At 40.0% G+C, this 20,723-nt stretch carries 25 protein-coding genes; 2 read left to right on the forward strand and 23 right to left on the reverse strand.

Annotation, left to right across the window (positions count from 1 at the left end; all coding sequences use genetic code 11):
* Positions 1-10: 10 nt before the first annotated feature.
* The 16 genes from ACQKFO_RS05010 to ACQKFO_RS05085 all read right to left on the reverse strand — a co-directional run bounded on the left by ACQKFO_RS05010 (position 11) and on the right by ACQKFO_RS05085 (position 14,331).
* The gene (locus ACQKFO_RS05010) at positions 11-1,015 is read right to left on the reverse strand and encodes an ABC transporter ATP-binding protein (protein WP_427597206.1); all 1,005 of its coding nucleotides are present in this window, start codon (positions 1,013-1,015) and stop codon (positions 11-13) included.
* A complete protein-coding gene (locus ACQKFO_RS05015) occupies positions 1,012-1,935 on the reverse strand; it encodes an NlpC/P60 family protein (protein ID WP_427597207.1) in 924 nt (307 codons plus the stop codon). Before ACQKFO_RS05015 ends, ACQKFO_RS05010 begins: the two co-directional genes overlap by 4 nt.
* Positions 1,936-1,957: 22 nt before the next feature.
* Positions 1,958-3,037, reverse strand: coding sequence for a dipeptide epimerase (locus ACQKFO_RS05020; protein WP_427597208.1), 1,080 nt, complete (start codon positions 3,035-3,037; stop codon positions 1,958-1,960).
* Positions 3,034-3,972: a S66 peptidase family protein gene (locus ACQKFO_RS05025; protein ID WP_427597209.1), complete on the reverse strand. Its 939-nt coding sequence runs from the start codon at positions 3,970-3,972 to the stop codon at positions 3,034-3,036. Before ACQKFO_RS05025 ends, ACQKFO_RS05020 begins: the two co-directional genes overlap by 4 nt.
* Positions 3,973-4,059: 87 nt before the next feature.
* Positions 4,060-5,688, reverse strand: a complete 1,629-nt coding sequence (locus tag ACQKFO_RS05030) for a peptide ABC transporter substrate-binding protein (protein ID WP_427597210.1) — start codon at positions 5,686-5,688, stop codon at positions 4,060-4,062.
* A 42-nt stretch (positions 5,689-5,730) separates the two neighbouring features.
* Entirely contained in the window at positions 5,731-6,744 is a 1,014-nt protein-coding gene (locus ACQKFO_RS05035; protein ID WP_427597211.1) for an ABC transporter ATP-binding protein, read from the reverse strand.
* Positions 6,745-6,749: 5 nt separating this feature from the next.
* Complete coding sequence (locus ACQKFO_RS05040; RefSeq protein ID WP_427597213.1) at positions 6,750-7,703, reverse strand: ABC transporter permease; 954 nt, start codon at positions 7,701-7,703, stop codon at positions 6,750-6,752.
* Positions 7,703-8,635: an ABC transporter permease gene (locus ACQKFO_RS05045; protein ID WP_427597215.1), complete on the reverse strand. Its 933-nt coding sequence runs from the start codon at positions 8,633-8,635 to the stop codon at positions 7,703-7,705. The genes ACQKFO_RS05040 and ACQKFO_RS05045 overlap by 1 nt, the downstream gene beginning before the upstream one ends.
* Before the next feature lie 14 nt (positions 8,636-8,649).
* Complete coding sequence (locus ACQKFO_RS05050) at positions 8,650-9,474, reverse strand: M55 family metallopeptidase (protein WP_427597216.1); 825 nt, start codon at positions 9,472-9,474, stop codon at positions 8,650-8,652.
* A 457-nt stretch (positions 9,475-9,931) separates the two neighbouring features.
* Entirely contained in the window at positions 9,932-10,111 is a 180-nt protein-coding gene (locus tag ACQKFO_RS05055; RefSeq protein ID WP_044337098.1) for a hypothetical protein, read from the reverse strand.
* Between the two features lie 521 nt (positions 10,112-10,632).
* Positions 10,633-10,932: a DUF2812 domain-containing protein gene (locus ACQKFO_RS05060; RefSeq protein ID WP_427597218.1), complete on the reverse strand. Its 300-nt coding sequence runs from the start codon at positions 10,930-10,932 to the stop codon at positions 10,633-10,635.
* Positions 10,933-10,959: 27 nt separating this feature from the next.
* On the reverse strand, positions 10,960-11,484 hold the full coding sequence (locus ACQKFO_RS05065) for a histidine phosphatase family protein (protein WP_427597219.1): 525 nt from the start codon (positions 11,482-11,484) through the stop codon (positions 10,960-10,962).
* A 69-nt stretch (positions 11,485-11,553) separates the two neighbouring features.
* Positions 11,554-11,862, reverse strand: coding sequence for a hypothetical protein (locus ACQKFO_RS05070; RefSeq protein ID WP_427597220.1), 309 nt, complete (start codon positions 11,860-11,862; stop codon positions 11,554-11,556).
* A gap of 39 nt (positions 11,863-11,901) precedes the next feature.
* Positions 11,902-12,096, reverse strand: coding sequence for a hypothetical protein (locus tag ACQKFO_RS05075; RefSeq protein WP_427597221.1), 195 nt, complete (start codon positions 12,094-12,096; stop codon positions 11,902-11,904).
* Positions 12,097-12,201: 105 nt separating this feature from the next.
* Positions 12,202-13,380: a TraB/GumN family protein gene (locus ACQKFO_RS05080; protein WP_427597222.1), complete on the reverse strand. Its 1,179-nt coding sequence runs from the start codon at positions 13,378-13,380 to the stop codon at positions 12,202-12,204.
* 363 nt (positions 13,381-13,743) lie between these two features.
* Positions 13,744-14,331 (reverse strand): vWA domain-containing protein, encoded by a 588-nt coding sequence (locus ACQKFO_RS05085; RefSeq protein WP_427597223.1) that lies wholly within the window; start codon positions 14,329-14,331, stop codon positions 13,744-13,746.
* Between the two features lie 95 nt (positions 14,332-14,426).
* On the opposite strand from ACQKFO_RS05085, the gene ACQKFO_RS05090 reads away from it, so the two are divergent.
* Complete coding sequence (locus ACQKFO_RS05090) at positions 14,427-14,906, forward strand: hypothetical protein (RefSeq protein ID WP_427597224.1); 480 nt, start codon at positions 14,427-14,429, stop codon at positions 14,904-14,906.
* 35 nt (positions 14,907-14,941) lie between these two features.
* Here the strand turns inward: ACQKFO_RS05090 and ACQKFO_RS05095 are convergent, their stop codons facing one another.
* The 5 genes from ACQKFO_RS05095 to ACQKFO_RS05115 all read right to left on the reverse strand — a co-directional run bounded on the left by ACQKFO_RS05095 (position 14,942) and on the right by ACQKFO_RS05115 (position 19,276).
* Positions 14,942-15,631 (reverse strand): hypothetical protein, encoded by a 690-nt coding sequence (locus ACQKFO_RS05095; RefSeq protein ID WP_427597225.1) that lies wholly within the window; start codon positions 15,629-15,631, stop codon positions 14,942-14,944.
* A 180-nt stretch (positions 15,632-15,811) separates the two neighbouring features.
* The gene (locus tag ACQKFO_RS05100) at positions 15,812-16,885 is read right to left on the reverse strand and encodes an NAD(P)H-dependent flavin oxidoreductase (RefSeq protein ID WP_427597226.1); all 1,074 of its coding nucleotides are present in this window, start codon (positions 16,883-16,885) and stop codon (positions 15,812-15,814) included.
* Positions 16,886-17,145: 260 nt separating this feature from the next.
* A complete protein-coding gene (locus ACQKFO_RS05105) occupies positions 17,146-17,826 on the reverse strand; it encodes a serine/threonine protein kinase (RefSeq protein ID WP_427597227.1) in 681 nt (226 codons plus the stop codon).
* 262 nt (positions 17,827-18,088) lie between these two features.
* A complete protein-coding gene (locus ACQKFO_RS05110; protein ID WP_427597228.1) occupies positions 18,089-18,364 on the reverse strand; it encodes a helix-turn-helix transcriptional regulator in 276 nt (91 codons plus the stop codon).
* 240 nt (positions 18,365-18,604) lie between these two features.
* Complete coding sequence (locus tag ACQKFO_RS05115) at positions 18,605-19,276, reverse strand: HAD family hydrolase (RefSeq protein WP_427597230.1); 672 nt, start codon at positions 19,274-19,276, stop codon at positions 18,605-18,607.
* A gap of 178 nt (positions 19,277-19,454) precedes the next feature.
* Between ACQKFO_RS05115 and ACQKFO_RS05120 the strand changes: the two genes are divergently transcribed.
* Positions 19,455-19,637: a DUF1272 domain-containing protein gene (locus ACQKFO_RS05120; RefSeq protein ID WP_427597231.1), complete on the forward strand. Its 183-nt coding sequence runs from the start codon at positions 19,455-19,457 to the stop codon at positions 19,635-19,637.
* Positions 19,638-19,715: 78 nt separating this feature from the next.
* On the opposite strand, the gene ACQKFO_RS05125 is transcribed toward ACQKFO_RS05120, so the two are convergent.
* Entirely contained in the window at positions 19,716-20,171 is a 456-nt protein-coding gene (locus tag ACQKFO_RS05125) for an NUDIX domain-containing protein (protein WP_427597233.1), read from the reverse strand.
* A gap of 86 nt (positions 20,172-20,257) precedes the next feature.
* A complete protein-coding gene (locus ACQKFO_RS05130; RefSeq protein ID WP_427597235.1) occupies positions 20,258-20,623 on the reverse strand; it encodes a VOC family protein in 366 nt (121 codons plus the stop codon).
* Positions 20,624-20,723: the final 100 nt, after the last annotated feature.

Consider the following 20,723-nt stretch of genomic DNA (forward strand, 5'->3'; position numbering starts at 1 on the left):
TATTCATCCTTTACTTTGTGACCGCTACTTCGTCATGATCCTTGGTAATTTCATTGTCGTACAAGTGGCAAGCAACAAAGTGCTTTTCTTCCACTTCCTTCCATTTAGGTTTATGGCTCGCGCATGCTTCCATGGCTACAGGACAACGGGTTCTGAATACACAGCCACTTGGTGGATTGATAGGACTGGGGATTTCTCCTTGAATGATCATTCGTTCACGCTCATCCTCTACATCGGGATCAGGGATGGGGATAGCTGAAAGTAATGCTTGGGTATAAGGGTGAAGAGGTTTGTTATAAAGCTCTTTACTCTCGGTTAATTCAACCATATGACCCAGATACATCACTCCGATTCGGTTACTGATATGCTTTACCATAGAAAGATCATGAGCAATGAATAAAAAGGTCAACCCCTTTTCTTTTTGAAGCTTTTTCAATAAGTTTACGATTTGAGCTTGAACGGAAACATCAAGAGCAGAAATAGGTTCATCGGCGATGATGAAATCTGGATTAAGGGCAAGGGCTCGTGCAATGCCAATTCGCTGACGCTGTCCGCCACTGAATTCATGGGGATAGCGATTAGCATGATCCCTATTCAGCCCGACATCTTCCAAGAGCTGATAAATACGTTCCATCTGCTCTTTTTTATCCCGGTATAAATTGTGGGCCTCCATCGGTTCTGCAATGATTTCACGTACCGTTGAACGTGGGTTAAGAGAAGCGTACGGATCCTGGAAAATCATCTGCATGTTTCGATAAAAGGATAGCTTTTCTTTTTCAGAGAGTGTATGAACGTTCTTCCCGTCATACAGGACTTCCCCTTCTGTCCTGTCATACAAACCGATAATGGTGCGGCCGGTAGTCGACTTCCCGCAACCGGATTCCCCAACTAAACCGAATGTCTCACCTTTATATATATCAAATGAAATACGATCCACTGCCTTTAAGGTTTTGCCTTTTTCAAGCTGAAAGTATTTTTTTAATTCCTTTACTTCTAGTAGTTTGTCAATCGTCATGATGATTCCTCCGTTTCCTCCCAGTAGCGCCTTGCTTTACACAACTCTTTCTCGTAGTAGGTACCTTTCAGGGAAAGAATTTCAATCGTTTTCCCAGTATTGGGAGAGTGGATCATCTGTCCGTCACCATGATAGATTCCAACGTGATGAATGCTCCCCTTGCCTTCTTCATATGCAAAGAATAAGAGATCACCAGGCTCTAATTGATCCAGTTTTACTTCTTTTCCATCTTTTGCCTGGTCATTTGCATCACGGGGAATCAGATAACCATTCGCCTTGCACATGGTATAGCTGAAGCCTGAGCAATCAAACCCATAGCTCGTCATCCCTCCCCACAGATAAGGAAGATCAAGAAAAGCTTCTCCTGAAGTGACGATGTCTTGGCCGCCACCCTTTTGGTCTTTAACCTTCGTGGTTGAAATGATTGCATCTTTCTGTTTTAAGAAGCGTGGACCTAACGGAGTCATAACTTCGATAACATGATCATGCTCTTTCACAACGGGTAAAATCGTTTGGAAACTTAGTTCCAATTCTATCTCATTATCTATATTGATTAAATCCGCAAATTTGCTTGTGATTATGGCATATGTATCCGTTTGAGGTAACTCCCCGTGGGAAAGTTGAGCGCTTGGGACCCAACCAGGGTATCCTAGCTTGTCCTTAGATGTAGCTTGCTCTGGAATGATCACATGAGACCAACCGTCCTCCTCTTCCATCACCAAAACTTCCTGGCCGAATAAAGCTTGAGATTGTATTCGGTTTTCATCACAGAGAGCCAACCGGGTTTCATGTGTCAAGGAATCTAACCATTCGTTGATTTGCACGGGATTGGAAATGGCAGGTGAATCCAAATCACGGGCGGAGTCCTTGGATGTCCAAACGGTTGATACAGGTACTGCTATTAGTGCTTTTGTCGTCATATTACTTCCCCCTCGCATTCATTTAAACTAGTACTCCTTTTATCCCTAATCCAGGTTGGGTGGGCATCGTGATCTTTCGACCGTTATATTCTATGCCTCCCATTACAATATCTTTTGCCAACATAAGAGGGGCGTCGAAATCAAATCGCGTCACGTTTTTCTTGCTTGCTGCAAAATGAGCTGCCGCCGTAATTCCGAGACGCGTTTCAATCATGCTCCCTACCATACATTCGACACCACAAACCTCCGCAAGATCATTAATTTTCTGAGCGTAATAAATGCCCCCGGCTTTCATGAGCTTGATATTGATCAGGTCTGCACTTCGGGTTTTTAGTACCTCAAATGCTTGATATGGTGTAAAAACACTCTCATCTGCCATAATCAGTGTATCCACTCCATCCGTGACTCTCTTCAGCCCTTCAATGTCATGAGCGGGTACAGGCTGCTCGACTAACTCAATATTAAGATCAAGGTCTTCCAGTTTACGAATCGCTTTAATAGCAGCTTTCGATTCCCAGCCTTGATTGGCATCCAGTCGAATTTTGATATCGTACCCGATTCGTTGGCGGATCTCATGGATTCTTTTAATATCCGACTCTATATCATCTTTTCCCACTTTGACCTTCAATACGTTAAAGCCTTTCTTCACATAGGCTTCTGCGTCCTCACCCATTTCCTGTGGGCTATTGACGCTTACAGTATAATCGGTCTCCAGCTCATGACGGTACCCTCCAAGAAATTGATAGAGTGGAAGTTTGCAGTACTTAGAAAGGCAATCATATAAAGCCATATCTACAGCTGCCTTTGCGCTTGAATTACGGACAAGTAAGGAATGTAAGTGTTGAAAAAGCTGTTCATAATTCAAGAGACTCTTACCAATGATGGCCGGCTTAACCACTTGTTGGATGGCCCATTCAATGCTTGATAAGCTTTCCCCTGTAATGACGGCTGTTGGCGGTGCTTCTCCCCATCCAACAGTCCCGTCATCACACGTTAATTTCACAACGATGGCTTCTGCCACTTCAACGGTGCGTAACGCAGTTTTAAAAGGGGTATGCAGCGGGACAGCTATTCGGGATGTTTCCAGTTGATGGATTTTCAATTATTCTCATCCTCTCTTATGCCGGTTTCTACGATAAATGTTTGGTTATAAGTATTCATTCGTCCCATGCTTCCTAATGGTATGGCGATACTTGGGGAAGAATGGCCGATATGAAATCCTTTTAAAACAGGTTTACCTGCATCTAAAATATGTTCTTTGAGCACCTCATCAAGAGTCAGAGATTGTTCGTGTTTTTCTGCCACACAGTTTTTGAAATCACCGATTATGATTCCAGATGCGTCATCAAATTTCCCCGCCATTTTCAGCTGATTCATCATTCGGTCCACTTTATAAGGTTTTTCATCGATATCCTCGATAAATAGGATTTTACCTTTTGTATCTACTTCAAAAGGAGTTCCTAATGTGCTTACCAATAAGGTAAGGTTCCCACCGACTACAGGACCGCTTGCTATGCCTTCTGCAACTGTTTCCAACGGCGATAGCTTGTTTGTATACTGGATGTCTTTCGCATGAAACAACTGTTCAAAAGACTTCCTAGTTAAATTATGTACATCCGAAAGACCAATATCAGAACTTAACATGGGACCATGAAAAGTCACGATTCCTGTTTTTTGATGAATGGCTGTATGTAAAAAGGTGATATCACTATATCCCCAAAAGATTTTCGGGTTTTCCTTTATCAAGTTGTAATCCAATTGAGAAACAATCCGACCGGTGCCGAAACCGCCGCAGGCACAAATGATGGCTTTAACATCACTGTCTTTGAACATCATATGTATATCTTCTATCCGCTCTTGATCATAACCTGCCAGGTATCCATATTTCTTATGGACAGATTTCCCCAGTTTTATGTCCAAACCTAATTCTTCTAGAAATGATAAGGCTTTTTTTAATGGTTCAGGTTTAGGAGGGCTTGCAGGAGCAATGACTCCTATTGTATCCCCTACTTTGAGTTTTGAAGCTTTTATCACCATTCACTTCCCCTTTCGTAGAAAAAGAGGGAGCAAACGCAAGGCTTCAAGGAACCTTGCGTCTTCTCCACTCACTATTAGTTCAAGTACTTATTTCTTCTTGTCTGCCCATTTTAATTCCATGTATCCAACTGGATGACGTACGATGCCGGACACATCTTCATTTTGTAAGTACACGTGGTTGTAGAAGTGGATTGGAATGATCGGCATTTCATCCATTAAGATTTTCTCTGCTTCATACATTAATTCGAAGCGCTTCGCTTCATCGGCTTCATTCATGGCTTCTTTGATTAAGCTGTCAAACTTTTCGTTACTCCAACCTGTTCGGTTCATTGAGTGGCCTGTTTGGAAGTTCTCCAGGAAGTTGATCGGGTCAGCGTAATCTGCCAGGAATGAGCTTCGTGATAATTGGAACTTCAATGCTTTTTGCTCATCCTGGAATACGTTCCATTCCATATTGGCTAATTTAACGTCAACCTCTAAGTTTTCCTTGAACATTTGTTGGAGGGCTTCAGCGATTTTCTGATGTGTATCACTAGTGCTGTACGTTAAAGTTACTTCAGGAAGCTTATCGTATCCTTCTTCTTCCATTCCTTTTTTCAGAAGTGCTTTCGCTTCTTCGATATCTGTTTTCACTAAATCTCCATTTGCTTCCCTGAAATCTTTTCCAGAAGGATCTTTGAACCCTTTTGATACGAAGCCGTAAGCTGCTTTTTCCTTATTCTTTGTCACAAAGTCGACCATTTGCTGTTGATCTACCGCCATGGCAAAGGCTTTACGGATGTTTTGATTTTGGAAAGGCTCTTTTTCTAAATTGAAACGGTAGAAGTAGGTTCCTGCTTGATCTTCTACATTCACTTTGCCTTCTTCGAATAACTGTTTACTTAAATCGGCTGGTACGTCTGCTGTATCCAGCTCACCTGTTTTGAATAATTGATAGTCCGTGTTTGTATCGTTCACCATGGCCCAGTGAACTTTATCCAATTTCACTGAATCTTTATCCCAATACTGATCATTCTTTTCCATAACAAAGTGGCTGTCATGCTCCCATTCAGTCAATTTAAAAGGCCCATTTGCAACGAATGTATCAGCTTCTGCAAACCACTCAGGGTTTTCAGTAGCAACCTTCTCATTGATTGGGAAGAACGCAGGATTCGCAATGACACTTAAGAAATATGCTTGTGGACTAGTCAGAGTGACCTCAAATGTTTTCTCGTCCTTCGCTGCTACTTTCACTTCATCAGCCGATCCTTTACCTGTATTGAAGGCTTCTCCACCTTCAATGAAATAACCTAAGAAGGCAGCCGGTGATCCCGTTTCCGGATTCAACAGACGTTTCCAAGCAAAAACGAAGTCTCCAGCGGTTACATCATCTCCATTAGACCATTTGGCATTGTCACGAATATGGAATGTGTATACTTTTCCGTCTTCAGACACATCCCATTTTTCTGCCATTGCCGCTTCGGGTTCATGATTGGCGTTTAAACGCGTCATCCCTTCCATTAAGTTGTTTAATGCTGTCCAGGAATAAGAGTCGAATCCAATGGGAGGATCAAAAGACGTGGGTTCAGCACCATTATTCAAGTGAAGAACCTTTCCTGCATTTTCTTTCTTATTGTCTCCACTGCTTGACTCACTGCCTGCATCCTTCGTAGCTGTACAAGCTGCCAACACAAACAAGAGCATTCCTACTAAAAAAACTGATAATAGCTTCTTCATGTTCTTCCCCCTCTTATTCTTTTTATCTATCAAACAATTAACCTAACGGATGGTTAAGCTAATCGATGAAAGCATCGCTTTTTTGGCACGTTTATCCTGAAGCCAGCAGTCAACGCGGTGATCAACTGATACCTGTGTTTTCGATGGATATACACGGTCGCACACTTCCATCGCCTTTTCACACCGGGGAACGAAAGGACATCCAACAGGTGGTGAAAATAAATCAGGCGGTGAACCGGGTATCGGAATCAGATCTTCCCCATCAAGATCAAGTCTTGGAACTGATTTCAGTAATCCCTGTGTATACGGATGTTGAGGGTGATAGAAAATCTCTCTCCTGCTTCCTTCCTCAACAATTTTCCCGGCATACATGACGGCGATCCGATCAGCAACTTGAGCCACTACACCCAAATCGTGGGTGATCAAAATAATCGAGACTCCTGTTTTCTGCTGGATTTTTTTGAATAATTCCAAAATCTGCGCCTGAATCGTAACATCGAGAGCTGTCGTTGGCTCATCAGCGATTAACACGTCTGGTTCGCATACGAGTGACATCGCAATAACAATCCGCTGCCTCATTCCCCCACTAAATTGATGAGGATATTGCTTTAATCGTTCTTCCGGGTTTGGAATACTAACGAGTTTCAGCATCTCAATAGCTCTATGTCTGGCCTGTTTCTTGGAAACATCGTTATGCTGCAGAATTCCTTCTATTATTTGCTCCCCGATTGTCAGGGTCGGATTCAGAGCCGTCATGGGATCCTGAAAGATCATCGAGATATCGGCCCCTCGAATCTTTCTCATTTGCGGTTCGGTTACATTTAAAAGGTCTTTTCCTTTAAATAGTATCCTGCCGTTCGTCACTCTCCCAGGAGGACTCGGAATTAATCTCATAATACTTTGAGACGTTACACTCTTTCCGCATCCAGATTCGCCGACAATGGCAAGCGTCTCCCCCTTATGTAAATCAAAGCTCACTCCCCGAACCGCTTTGACTTCTCCCCCATATGTCGAGAAATGTACATGTAGATCTTGGACTGATAATACTTGATTCATGATGATTACCTCCTTAGCTTAGGATCAAGTGCATCTTGTAGTCCGTCACCTAAAACGTTAAATGAGAACATAGTTAATGAAATAAATAAAGCCGGGAAGAATAATCGCCACCAATAGCCTGATAGAATCGTAGATAAGCCGTCATTAGCCATGACTCCCCAACTAGCATAAGGAGCTTGAATTCCCAATCCAAGGAAACTTAAGAATGCTTCGGCAAAAATAGCGCTTGGTACGGTCAGTGTCATCTGAACGATAATCGGTCCCATCGTATTAGGCAGGAGATTCTTCCTTATGATACGGGCTGTTTTCGTTCCAAACGTTTTAGAGGCAAGAATGAACTCATAGTTTTTAATTTGGAGCACTTGTCCCCTTACAATTCGGGCCATCCCGATCCAGCCCGTCACGGTTAAGGCAACGATAATAGTGAGCAGGCCCGGCCCCATCACGACCATTAATAAAATCACAACCAGCAGGTAAGGTAATCCGTATAGAATTTCAACAATACGCATCATAACGTTATCGGTTTTACCACCCTTATAACCTGCTATGCCTCCATATACAATCCCGATAACAAAATCAATGAGGGCGGCCATAAAGCCCACAAACAACGATATACGTGCACCGTACCACGTACGGGTAAAGACATCTCGTCCCATATCGTCGGTACCGAACCAGTGATCAGAGGAAGGTGGCAGGTTTTGGCTCGAAAGTGTTTGCTTCGTTACGTCATGGGGAGAAATAATGGGGCCAAAGACCGCCATCACAATTAATCCGATTAAAAAAACAAAGCCAAGCATTGCCAGCTTATTTTTCACAAGACGCTTCCAAGCATCCTGCCAATAGGAAAGACTCGGTCGGACCACTGCTTCCGCATCACCTTTATTCCTCTTCTTGGGTGTAAACCACTCATCCAGTACCTCTGGAGTCACACTGGGTTCTTGGTGTTTTGGAACTCCCATTATTTCGCCTCCTTCTTATGTAACTTAATTCGGGGATCAAGGTAACCATAAGCTAAATCTACTAGAAACAGCATAAGTATGAGAAATGCACTGTAAAATACAGTCGTCCCCATAATGACAGGATAATCACGCTGATTGATGCTCTCCACGAAATACTTTCCCATTCCGGGAATCGCAAAGATTTGTTCTATAACGAATGTACCTGTTAATATTCCTGCAGCTAAAGTACCCAGTACAGTCACAACCGGAAGTAAGGCATTTCGCAGGGCATGCTTAAAAACAATCTTGATCGGTGACAACCCTTTAGCACGGGCTGTTCGAATATAATCCTGTGTTAACACTTCCAACATACTAGAACGAGTCAGACGGGCAATGATGGCCATTGGTCCTGTTGCTAGTGCCAAGGTCGGAAGAACCATGTGACGCCAGCTCGTCCATGTGGCTACAGGGAAGATTCCCCGGTTGACAGCCAATTCCTGAATAAGTAATGTCGCCATCACAAAGTTTGGGATCGAAATCCCGAGTACAGCGAAGGTCATTGCCATGTAATCGATGATCCCGTTATGTCTGAGAGCAGCCAATATCCCTAAAATAATGCCAGACAATACTGCAATTACGAGAGTAATCATTCCTAATTCAAAGGAAATAGGGAATCCCCTTCCTAATAAGTCATTTACGGTTTGTGATGGTTGTGTAATAGATGGCCCGAAGTCTAATGAAACAAGGGACTTTAAATAGAGAAAATATTGAACCATCAAAGGCTCATTCAAATGATAATGAGCTTCTAAATTTTGTTGTACTATCTCACTTGTATTTCTCTCTTCATTAAACGGTGACCCTGGTATGGCATGCATTAAGAAAAATGTTAATGTCACAATCAGCCATAACGTAATCACCATGGCCAGAAGCCGTTTCAGCAAATATGTACCCATTGATCTCACACTTTCTAACAGAATGTTGTTCGCATCGCCAGTTCAGTCATCACAAGCATGGCTCTATAGGCTTCCAGGATATCCTTCGCCTCAAATCGTACAATGGTTGTGCCTGCTTCCAGTTCTGTTCCTGGCATAAGACTTGCCCACTCCGCTTGTCCATAATTCGCAAATTCGATTCGCAATGTCGGATGTTCAGGTGGAGTGAGGGGTTTTACGTTTTCTTTATTATGTATCGCTTCTTCGGTTTTCTCCTTTAATAATTGAGCTGATTTCTGGGGTGTCAGGCTTTTTGCCACAGAACGGGATACCGTTTCCTTTACGACGGCTGTCGTCACATTAGGGATCAATGCTTCTGCCTCAAGTGCTGCCTGATCATCTCCGGCAACCATCAACACTGGAACCCCGTAAAATCCTGCAACATACGCATTAAAGCCCAGCTCACCCACGGCAACATCATTGATATACATGTTGCGAACGCCGAAGATCATCGAATGGGACATCACCCCCTTCGTAGAAGCCCGTGCGTGATAACCCACAAAAAAAGCCCCATCGATCGTCTCATCCAGCCCTTGAACCATGGAATATGGTTTCACTCCTCCGGATATCAACTTTGTTTCTGGATGCAGCTTTTCAATTAATAGATTGTTCATTTGTGAATGACTGTCATTTACCAGTACTTCAGCGCAACCTGACTCAAAGGCAGCAGATATTACCGCATTCGCTTCCTCCGTCATCATGATTCTCCCACGTTCATAATTATGCTTGCTCGAATCTACGTGTGTATGATCAACCAAACCTGTGATTCCTTCCATATCCACCGACATATATACATTCATATAGTAACCCCCTTTCCTAGGAAATATTTATTAAATTTTCTTAATATTATAAATATTAATCCGCCTAATTACAACAATTTTTTGAATAAAAAGGAATTTATCCCTATTTTCATAAAAAAAGGAATATTGGACTATGTTTTGTTTCGTTCAGAAGGTTTTTTCATCATTTCAGTCAACAAATAGTTAATTAGAATCATCAAATCTAATAAAAAATTAAAAATGCGATGGATTTCATAATCGAAATCACACCGCACCTTTTGTTTATACATATGTTATAGTACTTGGCTTTGAGTGCTGGTTGAAGGATAAATGACCCAGGTTCACTTCATTGAAATATTTCATATTTCGCTTATAAACCTGAAAATCCTTTTTTATTTACCCTTACCCCCAACAACCCTTTTCATAGAAAAAGACCTGGAGAAATAAATCTCCAGGTCTTAAACTCGGTTAATGTATGTTAGCTTATTTTATTCAAAAGTTTTTCTGAGTGCTGAGAGCCCATCTCTGCCACTAAATCGAGTAATTCTGCTTTCGTTGTCTCATCTAGGCCTTTATAAATAAGGAAAGCTTGTGTTGCATCAGAAGTAATCAACTTTCGGTATAACTTGGATATCCTTTTACTCCTGTGGGTGTCCATTAGATCCTCCTCTATAAATCCTTTCTGTTATTATAATAAATATAGGCTTGTTTTTTCAATATATTCTTAAAAAATTAATTATGTAACAAGAATGAATCAACTACATTACAGGCTTCCAAATGGTCAACCTTGGAGGAGAAAATAATTTTCTTAGACCTTTACACGTAGGTGATTATCTAATAGATAAATCAGATGCTAATTTTCCAAACTCAAGTGCTTCGAGAATGATTTCCTCAGAGAAACCTGTATACTGAGAAAGCATTTGGATCGTAATTTTCTGAGATTTACGAGAAGCTTGATTTTTTGCCATATGTGTTTGATACAAAACAATGGAATATTTGTCATGTATATTGAGCAACGATCGTCACAGCTCCTATTATTCTCTCCTCACAAGGTTGCGGGTAAAGGCTACTTACTATTTACCCAATGATCTTTTTTGAAAACGTATATCAAGCATGAATAAATAGCTTATTTAACGGACTGCTTTGATCGGGCATTCTCATCTTTATATGGATGTAAAATCATTTATTGTTTTTCTTCAAAGTTGATGCGGTTGGAGCAGCGAAGAAATGAATATAATTTTTGACGGAACAAACATGCTCCCACCCTGACGTCTGTAAGTTAGAAAAGTACTCTTCATGAGGATCGGTCTCATAATCTATGAAATAATGTATCTTATCACTCTTACCTCTCTTCAATGTGAAACCAATAAAAGATGCATTTTCCAAACGCCATCCTTTTCTTGCAAAAGCCTCGATTTTTTTTATGTCTTTCTCTTTAAAAGTAGTCCCCCAGCGTGGAACAAATTTTCTTTCAATCATCGTATCCCCCTTAAGTTTGTCTATAGCTCAGAAAGAAAATAATCTATAATCGCCATTATTAGAAGAGTGCTTCAGGATATTTTCATCCATTGACCCTACAGTGAAATATGAGCCGATAGCCCCAGTCGTACAACGGTGACCTGAAATCAGAATATTCTTCTCATTATTTCCATGCTCTTTTTTCAGTTCAGTCATAAACGAAAAAATCCGCTCCATGAAACAATCTGTTTCTTCAAGTCCTTTATAAATTCTGGCATCTGGGAGAACCCCAGCCATTTTCACCTCGCTTTTCAGCAGCCCATCAGCTTCACCTAAATCATAAACATCCAATCTTGGATCTATGTAGGCTTCTTTTCCAGTGGCAATTTCAGCCGTCTCAATCGCTCTTTTTTGAGGAGAGGAATAGACATAATCAAAAGGAATCTGTGACAGTTTGTACTTTAAGTATTCAGCTTGTCTGAAACCTTCTTTATTTAAGGGGAGTCCCGTTCTTCCTTGTAATCTGCCTTCCTTGTTCAAGTCAGTTTGACCGTGTCTGATAACATATATCATATAGACACTCCTTTCTATCATTCTATCTCCCATATGTAACGAGTTATTTACTCCCGGTTTAAATCCAAGTCACAATTGATTTGCCCTGTTCATTTTCTTTTTCAAAGAGAAAAAGGTAACAAAACATAAAATGATATACATAAAACCAATGATTAACCCTAATGTTATAGAATATGTCATTAATCTATAGAGGGTCAGCCCACCCATGACCATTATGAGAATAAGGAATAATAATCCGTTCTTTTTATTTTGAAGCATGATTGATGAAAATATGGCTAATGCTAGAGTAGTGGAGATTAAATGTCCCATTACTAAAATGATTCCCCACAAAACATCATTGTTAATAGATATCAAGTTCGATAGTGATTCTGGATACATCATAATGCCTCCTGAACTTAATAATTCCTCACCGTATTATTATTTAGTCTCCTTCCTCCTCTGCCTCTCAATATGAAAAACCAGGAAAGCCACACCACTAAATCCAATGATCCCAAAAACACCAGCGATTATTCCTTGAACAGAATGGGTGAAGAGTGTGAATCCCATAGCAAAACTAGAACCTACAATTAGGAGAAGTAACCAGTGGGCATATCTGCTTATAAAGTAGTTCATTTAAAAGATTCCTCCAAAATATCATTATTCTATTTATTTTAACATAATATTCCAACATCTTATAATAAAAAATAAGCTACCCTCAAAAGGGTAACTTAATTCACTTTACTTTAAATTTTCAATAAACAGTCGCACAACATCAGCCCCACCAATTACAGTACCAAGTGTACTTCCTAAGTTAGCAAGCACGACAATGAGGAGGATTCGCGTTACTTTGTTTCTCCAGAATCCTTTTACACTTAGAACGTCTTCAGATAGTGAGTCAAAGTCACCGACATTCGGTCTGCGGAAATATGCTTGTACGAATCCGGCAAACCATCCTGCTGCCAGAAGCGGATTTAATGACGTAAATGGTGCTGCTACGAATGCTGTCAATATTGCTAATGGATGTCCTAGTCCTATGGCTACGCCAAGTGCAGAGAATCCTCCGTTCCATAATATCCAACTAATCCCCTGCTGTATCCCGGCATCTGGATTAGAAATGAAGGTATAGGCAATCACGGCAAGTATCATTACAGGAATAGCCCATCCGATAATCTTTGGCCATTTTGATTTAGCAGGACGTTCGTTCAGTTTGTCCAAATTATGTTCTCTATAAATTTCTTTAGTGATACCAGGAACATGTGCTGCACCTAACACCGCAACAATTTTCTCACCCTGAGCATCTTTGATTTTCTGGGCAAGATATTGATCCCGTTCATCGATCAATGGTGTTTTCAATTTAGGAAACACTTGGGTGAATTCATTTAGCATCGAATCAAGCATATCTTGAGATTTGATTTTCTCGAGTTCTTCTTCTGTAATGGTATCGTTACTGAAGATACTGTAAATGATTTGTGTCATAAGTTTCGCTTTGCCACTGAATCCGACACTATTCCAAATACGGGAAAACGTAATTTGGATATTCCGGTCAGCCAAGACGAGTTCAGCACCAGTTTCTTTCGCCGACTCGATTCCTTGAATCATTTCCTGACCCGGTTTGATGCCGAATTGTTTGGCCATCCGTCGCTGAAATGACCCAATGGCCAGATTCATAAGAAGCAAAGTAGCTTTTTTGTCTTTAATTACTTGAAAGATGTCTGTATCTTTCCATTTATCTTCCTCGACGATTGATTGATACCTAGGTTCGTCCAGCTCGACACATACCGTATCCGGTTGTTCGGCTTCGATCACTTCTTTTACCTGCTCTGCACTCTGACGCGATACGTGAGCAGTCCCAATGAGAATGTATTCCTTCCCGTCCATATGTATTCTAGTAATATTCTTTTCGTTTTCTCTCGACATATTGTACCTTCCTTTAACTCCGTTGACTTCCAATTGGTTTAAATTGAATCTACCTCATAATGATAAACTAGTTTTGGCAAAATTTAAATAAATTCTATTTAGAATCGAGAAAGTTATTGATTGTTGAGGTTATTTTTATACGTTTTGTATGGATTAAGGCTAGAAATCTGGGGTGTTGATATTTATTCGTCCGATTTAACGGCGCTATTTCAATTTTATCGGCGAAATCTCAAATATAACGGCGAAATCCTTGTTATATCGGCGGAATTTAAGATATAACGGCGAATTCATTATAAAGGACATCAAATGTTTCTATAATGAAAAAATCCCATCTAATAGATAGATGAGATCCCAAATAAAATATCAATAGCCACTCCTCTTCTCAAACACAGCCTCACTCACAATATCATACATTTTTTCAACACCTTTAGCAGAAGCTTCAAATTGATAGGAGCTCTCTAAGTCAATCCCAATCTTCAAGGCTTCTTCAGCAGCATTGATATTCGCTCCTAGAAAAATGAACTCCCAATTGTATCGCTCCTGTTGATGACTGATAAGGTCTTTTACCTTACTGGCAGAAAACTCAACGCTCGCATTTTCCATACCATCGGTTGTGATAACGAAGATGACTTTCCCTGGCCGTTTTGCTTCCTCAAGCTTAGCCAAACGATGACCTACATCAAGGATCGTTTTTCCCACTGCATCCATAAGAGCCGTCATTCCCCTTACATAATAATCCTCGGGGGTTAGCCTTACCTTGTCTGCTTCAATTTCGGTCCATAATTGCTCATATTTATCATCAAATAGAACGGTTGTTACAACGGTTTTTCCTGGTAACCGACTCTGTTTTTCAATGAAAGCATTGAAGCCTCCAATCGTGTCATGCTCAAGTCCACCCATTGATCCACTTCTGTCTAATAAGAAAATTATTTCAGTTAATGCAGTATTCATTTTTTTCCATCCTCTCTTCTTGGTTTCTGATATAATCATAACCACGAATAGTAAGAAATGGGTCGCCTCGTAAGCGACATTTTGGAGGTGAACGTATGCTTAATGAAAAGATTTTGAACGAACTTCATGATTTCGTGGAAACAAATAGAGAAATACGTATTTATGATACACATAAAGAAGAACCCTTTTTAAGTGATGAAATTCACTCCAGTGAGCTTGAAGAATTTATTGAGCGGCATCAATCAGCACCTTTTTCACAGATGTTGTTTCAGCATATCGATGCCACAGGTCAGACGGATGCTTCCATCTACAAAAAAGCGAGGATCGATCGAAAGCATTTTTCAAAAATGAGATCGATTCCTGAATACAAACCGAGTAAACGGACTATAGTAGCCCTATGTCTATCTCTTGAACTATCGGTGGAAGAAACCGATGATTTATTGAGTGCAGCCGGTTTCTCCCTATCAGGAAACGACCGATTCGATCTCGTGATTCAGTTTTGTTTAGAGAAGAATATCTATGACATCGATGACGTGAACCAGGCACTGTATTCCCTTGATCTAAAACCACTATAAAAAAGCAGAGTGCTAGAAAAGGCACTCTACTTCTACTAATATTTCTTTTCGATTTTTTCTTGTAACGTTTCGATTTTTTCTGGAAGAACAAATAAGTATTCAATGAGGCCTTCTAACAATTCCATCAATAAGCCTGCTGTTTCATCGTCGATTTCTCTTTCCAATTCAAGCATTTCATAGAAGGGAGAGTTTGGGTGAACAAGATGGCTCAACGCCTGAATCGGCTTCGTAAGGTCGACATTTTTGGGTAACTGGTCGAATTGTTCCGATAAGGATTGCCCGTTTACTTTGTCCCCATTAAAATTCTTCAGAACACTTTCGAGCACACGCTTAGACATGACGGCTGTGGCAGAGTTATCCTTCGACTGACTGACATTTAATGCAGATCGAAATGAGCGGACGAGGTCCTGTGGAATCCGTTTATTTCCTTGAATCTGATCCAACGGACCGTTCGTTGCCAGGGGATCATAGATATAGAGGCCAGCTTCCTCTCTCCGATTCACCAAGTCATCATTAAGCATAATAACGAATAGGGCAGGTTTCTTACATTCTGAACAATTTGCCTCTGCAAACAGTCCTGTTTTATTCACTTGATAAAAATTGGCCTTCAAAACAAATTCACTTGTCTTGGAACAGCCTGGACATTGGCTTTTAACCTTCTTAGGAACTTTTTGATAACCATACTGAATATGAGACAGTACAGATCCAGGTAATATTTCTCTCATTTGTACCTCCTAAAAACGCAACATAACGAATGGATTTTAACTATTTAGAAAATTTACGATAAATAAAAAAACGCTTTCCTTATATCAAAATTATACCTTTGCTAGAAATGATTACAAGGTTTAATATTTGGAAATTAGGATTTGTGAGATTGGCACTATGAATTGTACAGAGTGACCTAGTTATTCATTCAATCTCCTTATCGAATCATCAACTTCAGTTACGATGGATACAAGCAGGTCTTTAGTAGATATATCCCTGCTGAGTCTCGGGCTTTGTCCAGACCACAAGGACATGAATTGTGGAACCCCCTGTTTCCCTGCCTCCTTTCTCATTTTTTTCGTTAACGCATTTTGTATGGGGTACGGTGGTAATAGGCTCTCGAATTCCTGCATTTCCCTAGTAAATCTGTTTTCGATCCCTCGTGCTGGTTTCCCGCTAAAGGCCGCTGTGATGACCGTATGAGTTTCTGATGATTCTAAAACAGCCCTTTTATGAAAGGCACCAGCCCCACTCTCTTTGCATGTAAGAAAAGCAGTTCCCATTTGGACTCCTCTTGCCCCTAAAGCAAGTGCTGCAACAACCCCTCTTCCATCCATAATGCCTCCTGCAGCAATCACAGGTATGCATACGGCATCCACCACTTGTGGAACGAGAGAAAAGGTTCCGATCATTGAGTGTTCAAATGAGCCTAAAAACGTGCCTCGATGCCCACCAGCTTCACTTCCTTGGGAGACAACGATGTCTACTCCGCGCTCTTCATTGATAACTGCCTCTTCAACAGTCGTCGCGGTACCGATCACGATGGTCCCTTCCTTTTTTAACTCTTTCACTAGCTCTTTAGATGGGGCACCGAAGGTAAAGCTGCAAACGGGTATCTTTTCATTGAAGATGACTTCAAGCTGATTTTCAAAATCGGATTGCAGATCTGAAAACGAGCCATTGTCCGTTAGGTGTAATTCTTTTTTATAAGGCTCCAATAATCTTTCGGCGTTGGTTATTTGTTCATCATTTACTATTGGAGTTTCAGGTATGAAAAGGTTCACCCCAAAAGGCTGATCAGTTTGACCTTTTATTTCTTTGATTGCTGGTTTCATATCATCAGCGGACATATATCCTGCTCCCAAAGTTCCCAACCCTCCCGAATTTGAGACCGCAGATACCAGATTTACAGTAGTGACTCCACCTGCCATTCCTGCTTGAATGATGGGGTAGTGTGTGCCCAGTAAATTAGAAACGATGTTTTGCTTCCACATGGTTTCCCCTCCTTTTTCTTGAATTACTTAAAGTTGAAGTATGAATAAATTATGACAAATTTATCCTGCATGTACAATTGATTTCACTCTTTCTACCATAGAAAAGCACGGAAAGAGATGTAAGACATTAATTGAGATTAATTGTATTAGCATGAAAATTCATAAAAGATTTCCTCCATGACTTGCAAGTCGCATTCGAATCTGGAGGTACCTTTACAAAGAAAAAAGCATTCAGAGCTTTAACAGCTCTGAATGCTTTATTAGTCTTTTTTAAAGGAAGTAAACTTTAATACAATTTTCATAAATTCCTCATAAGATGTGAAATGTTTATTCCATGAGTTATACCATTTCCGGATTGTTTCAAGTAACCAAAACGGAATGGCTCTTCCATCAATGAGGTGGTAATGTTCTTCGTATGCTTTCTTTAAATGCTCCCATCTAAAATCATTTCCCGGTAGCACGTATTCGGACACATCTATGATTTTCGCTCTTCCATTTTGAAGCAATATATTCTTTAAATGAATATCACGGGGATTCAATCCCTGATCACGAACATATTGTCTGGCATCCTCCACATCTTGAACTGTTTGTTCTGGGATATGAATTCCTTGGAGCAGACAATCGAATAGTGTTGGTCCCTCTTCGTAACTTAAAACGAGAAATTTATCGTAAGCTGCATAGCAGGTTGAGAAAAAAGGTGAATTCCCAATGGTATTGTAAACTTTTTCTTCTATTTTAATTTTCGATCCCTTATCCTCCGCGTACAATTTAAACGCAAACTCTGGAGCATAAATGGATTGAAAGACCGCTGCATCCGTCCCGACACCGATGCATCTTAGACTATCATCCCCACCATGGATCCTGACAGGTTCATTATTGAGATTGGAAAACACTGTAACCTGAGAAAGAGATGGTAGTGCTGCTTCCCATTTATTATCCATAAGTTCTCCCTTCTTTGGATTGAACTTTATAAAAGGTATGATTGGAATTCATACCTTATTCAGAATAATATAGCACCTACCAATCCCAGATATCAATTTTGCACCATTGTAATTTGCTAGTAATTTTAGACAGTTGTATGTAATAGCAGATATTCTTAATCATGATGAACATATCCATATTCAAGAAAAAGAAGAAAAAAATCATGCCTCCAATAAATTAACCTACTTTTGCGATTCTCTGTTGTTAATACAATAATTTACGTCATTTCTCTAAAAGCTCCGTTAGTAAAGTAATATTTACTCCAAGTGCTTCAAAAATTGATCGACATGTGATGTCACTTACTTTTCCCTTTCCTCCTTCAAGCCTCTTAATCGTTTGAGCACTCACGTTTGCTTTATGAGCTAATTCTTCTTGTGTTAATTGAGACTTCACACGCAAAATGTGTACGATCTCACCCATACGTAGTTTTTCAGCATTTGAGTCACCTTTTACAAAACAATTATTTATGGAGTTACATAATTTCTTCATGTCCTTCATAGGTTGACTCCTCCGACAATTGGTAAAATTATATTTACTAAATATAAAGAAATTTCTACACATTTTCAAGGGATACCGTGTGATTTTCTTTTTTTAATAAAAGTAAATCGAAATTCTTCCTGATTTGTTAGGTGCGCCTTCTGAACACGATGAATGGATTACAGAGAAGAAAATAAATTTTTTATTAAAGAACAGATGGGAAAATACTTAGAGGATTGACTCTAAATATTTTCCCATATTTCATTTGCTATTAAGATGTTCAATATATTTCGGCAATTCTATCAAATCATCAATCACCCAATCTGCTTGTTCTGCATGACCCAGGTGAGGGTCTTTCTTCCAAATACCTTTCATCCCGACTTTTTGAGCACCATACACATCATACTCAGGGTGATCCCCGATGAAGATGCATTCATGAGGTTCTAAATTCAACCTTACTAATGCTCTATTGAAGATTTCAGGGTCAGGCTTTTTCAAGCCTTCCCATTCTGAAACTAGAATTTCATCAAAGTATGCTTTTATTTTAAGAGCCAGAATGTTGTCCATTTGAAATTGGCCAAATCCATTTGTGATCATTCCTAGTTTGATATTATTCGAACTTAATTCATCCAACATTCTATGTAAATGTGGAAAAGGTACACAGCTGTGCTTGAATTCACTGATGTAATCCTCAAGCAGTTCTTCCCAGGTCAATTCAGGAATAGTGAATTCCTCGATAAGCTGCTTGTACACTTCATCTTTCCATACGTAGCCGCGTTGGTCTAATTCAATGAATCTGGTTTTGTACGATTCTTTTGGGATATGTCTTAGCCATTTATCCAGTCTTTCATATTGACTAGTGATGAATTCATTTACAGAGGCTTCTCTGTTCAGCAGGGTTCCGTCCAGATCGAATATGGCAGCTTTGATCATGATTGGTGTCCTCCATTTCTATCAATTTAGTCAAATAAAGAGCAGATTTCGTTTGATTAAGGGATTTGCTTCGCCATAAGCTGTTTTTGTAATTATAAATTAAGATTTTTTCATATATTCACTATATTAACGTATTTTAGAATATAATGGAAAGAGACTAATAGAAAGGAAGATACATATGGGATTAGAAATGAAGATGGATTGTCAGGCGTGCGGGAGGACTTTGACGGATGATGCCTACATTTGTGTGCATGAATGTACCTTTTGTGAGGATTGTACAGCGAAAAACGACTCTACCTGCCCGAACTGTAGTGGAGAGTTAGTCAGAAGACCAAAACCACCTACGGGGATTGAGCATTGAGGAGGGAATCGCTTGAAGGGGTCAAGGATGATTTCTAAATGGAAACAAGCTCAGAGTGTGAAACCTGATCTTGTAACATCAGTTGATGTCTCCAAGATATACTACCGGAGTTAGTTCTTTATTTAGATATGGAATGATTTTCTTGGGATATAATCTATACTTCATTAACTCAGACAAATCCATCCATTCGACCCCTACCTGATGACTATCTGGATTGGTAGGAGCAGGATCTTTGTCCATTTCATTGAAAATTGAACACTTAAAATAAAACTCCATCTGATGTACTGCATAATCAAAGGAAGCATGTTCATGATTCTGCCCGATGTACTCACGTATATGTATGAGTTCCCCAGCTTCCACTTCCCATCCGGTTTCCTCGATACATTCTCTTTTTAAAGCTTCATGAAGTGTCTCACCTTGTTCCTGGCCCCCACCTGGAAACAGATAAAAGAATCCATTCCCGTCTTTATTCTTAGTGAGCAGGATTTTGTCATCTCTTATAATGATGGCTTTAGCTGAATTTCGTATGGGCACGGATAATCGCTCCTTCTAATTGCTTTCATTTCTCATATGTATACTACGGGAGACATAAAAAGAGTCTCCCGACTATTAAATGAAGACTATTTACAAACCATCAATACATTCCCATCAGGATCTTTAAAAACAAAGTATTGTTCATTTTGAATATTTGTTACCAATTCGACACCATTGTCTTTCATAAATTGATAGGATGAATGGATATCATCAGTGGCAAATTGAATGGCCGGGAAGTTCAGCCTGGGTAGTTTTCCATTTTCGTCTTTCCACATTGGCATTGTATCAAGGATCATTCCTGTACCATCCATATCGGCAACGAATAAATGGTCGAAATGTTCTTCTCCTTTTTCGATCCCGAGGATTTTTGAGTACCATTCTTTAGACTTTTCAATGTCACTTACAGGAATAAAAACCAGGTTAACTTTGTTTTTGATCGGACTCTTGATCATATAGCTTCCTCCATTTCTTGTAGAGTACTAGAATACCATTCAATATAAGGCAACACATATCCTGCCTGTTTCTTTGATTTCCCCCTTAGGAGTAAGAGAT

Origin of the sequence: Rossellomorea sp. NPDC071047 (assembly GCF_050270195.1) — a bacterium.
Taxonomy (GTDB): Bacteria; Bacillota; Bacilli; order Bacillales; family Bacillaceae_B; genus Rossellomorea.

What these genes read in the sequence shown, in the direction of transcription:
- ACQKFO_RS05010 (WP_427597206.1), bottom strand. Translation starts at nt 1,015, where the DNA reads ATGACGATTGACAAACTACTAGAAGTAAAGGAATTAAAAAAATACTTT.
- ACQKFO_RS05015 (WP_427597207.1), bottom strand. Translation starts at nt 1,935, where the DNA reads ATGACGACAAAAGCACTAATAGCAGTACCTGTATCAACCGTTTGGACA.
- ACQKFO_RS05025 (WP_427597209.1), bottom strand. Translation starts at nt 3,972, where the DNA reads ATGGTGATAAAAGCTTCAAAACTCAAAGTAGGGGATACAATAGGAGTC.
- ACQKFO_RS05030 (WP_427597210.1), bottom strand. Translation starts at nt 5,688, where the DNA reads ATGAAGAAGCTATTATCAGTTTTTTTAGTAGGAATGCTCTTGTTTGTG.
- ACQKFO_RS05035 (WP_427597211.1), bottom strand. Translation starts at nt 6,744, where the DNA reads ATGAATCAAGTATTATCAGTCCAAGATCTACATGTACATTTCTCGACA.
- ACQKFO_RS05040 (WP_427597213.1), bottom strand. Translation starts at nt 7,703, where the DNA reads ATGGGAGTTCCAAAACACCAAGAACCCAGTGTGACTCCAGAGGTACTG.
- ACQKFO_RS05045 (WP_427597215.1), bottom strand. Translation starts at nt 8,635, where the DNA reads ATGGGTACATATTTGCTGAAACGGCTTCTGGCCATGGTGATTACGTTA.
- ACQKFO_RS05050 (WP_427597216.1), bottom strand. Translation starts at nt 9,474, where the DNA reads ATGAATGTATATATGTCGGTGGATATGGAAGGAATCACAGGTTTGGTT.
- ACQKFO_RS05055 (WP_044337098.1), bottom strand. Translation starts at nt 10,111, where the DNA reads ATGGACACCCACAGGAGTAAAAGGATATCCAAGTTATACCGAAAGTTG.
- ACQKFO_RS05060 (WP_427597218.1), bottom strand. Translation starts at nt 10,932, where the DNA reads ATGATTGAAAGAAAATTTGTTCCACGCTGGGGGACTACTTTTAAAGAG.
- ACQKFO_RS05065 (WP_427597219.1), bottom strand. Translation starts at nt 11,484, where the DNA reads ATGATATATGTTATCAGACACGGTCAAACTGACTTGAACAAGGAAGGC.
- ACQKFO_RS05070 (WP_427597220.1), bottom strand. Translation starts at nt 11,862, where the DNA reads ATGTATCCAGAATCACTATCGAACTTGATATCTATTAACAATGATGTT.
- ACQKFO_RS05075 (WP_427597221.1), bottom strand. Translation starts at nt 12,096, where the DNA reads ATGAACTACTTTATAAGCAGATATGCCCACTGGTTACTTCTCCTAATT.
- ACQKFO_RS05080 (WP_427597222.1), bottom strand. Translation starts at nt 13,380, where the DNA reads ATGTCGAGAGAAAACGAAAAGAATATTACTAGAATACATATGGACGGG.
- ACQKFO_RS05085 (WP_427597223.1), bottom strand. Translation starts at nt 14,331, where the DNA reads ATGAATACTGCATTAACTGAAATAATTTTCTTATTAGACAGAAGTGGA.
- ACQKFO_RS05090 (WP_427597224.1), top strand. Translation starts at nt 14,427, where the DNA reads ATGCTTAATGAAAAGATTTTGAACGAACTTCATGATTTCGTGGAAACA.
- ACQKFO_RS05095 (WP_427597225.1), bottom strand. Translation starts at nt 15,631, where the DNA reads ATGAGAGAAATATTACCTGGATCTGTACTGTCTCATATTCAGTATGGT.
- ACQKFO_RS05100 (WP_427597226.1), bottom strand. Translation starts at nt 16,885, where the DNA reads ATGTGGAAGCAAAACATCGTTTCTAATTTACTGGGCACACACTACCCC.
- ACQKFO_RS05105 (WP_427597227.1), bottom strand. Translation starts at nt 17,826, where the DNA reads ATGGATAATAAATGGGAAGCAGCACTACCATCTCTTTCTCAGGTTACA.
- ACQKFO_RS05110 (WP_427597228.1), bottom strand. Translation starts at nt 18,364, where the DNA reads ATGAAGGACATGAAGAAATTATGTAACTCCATAAATAATTGTTTTGTA.
- ACQKFO_RS05115 (WP_427597230.1), bottom strand. Translation starts at nt 19,276, where the DNA reads ATGATCAAAGCTGCCATATTCGATCTGGACGGAACCCTGCTGAACAGA.
- ACQKFO_RS05120 (WP_427597231.1), top strand. Translation starts at nt 19,455, where the DNA reads ATGGGATTAGAAATGAAGATGGATTGTCAGGCGTGCGGGAGGACTTTG.
- ACQKFO_RS05130 (WP_427597235.1), bottom strand. Translation starts at nt 20,623, where the DNA reads ATGATCAAGAGTCCGATCAAAAACAAAGTTAACCTGGTTTTTATTCCT.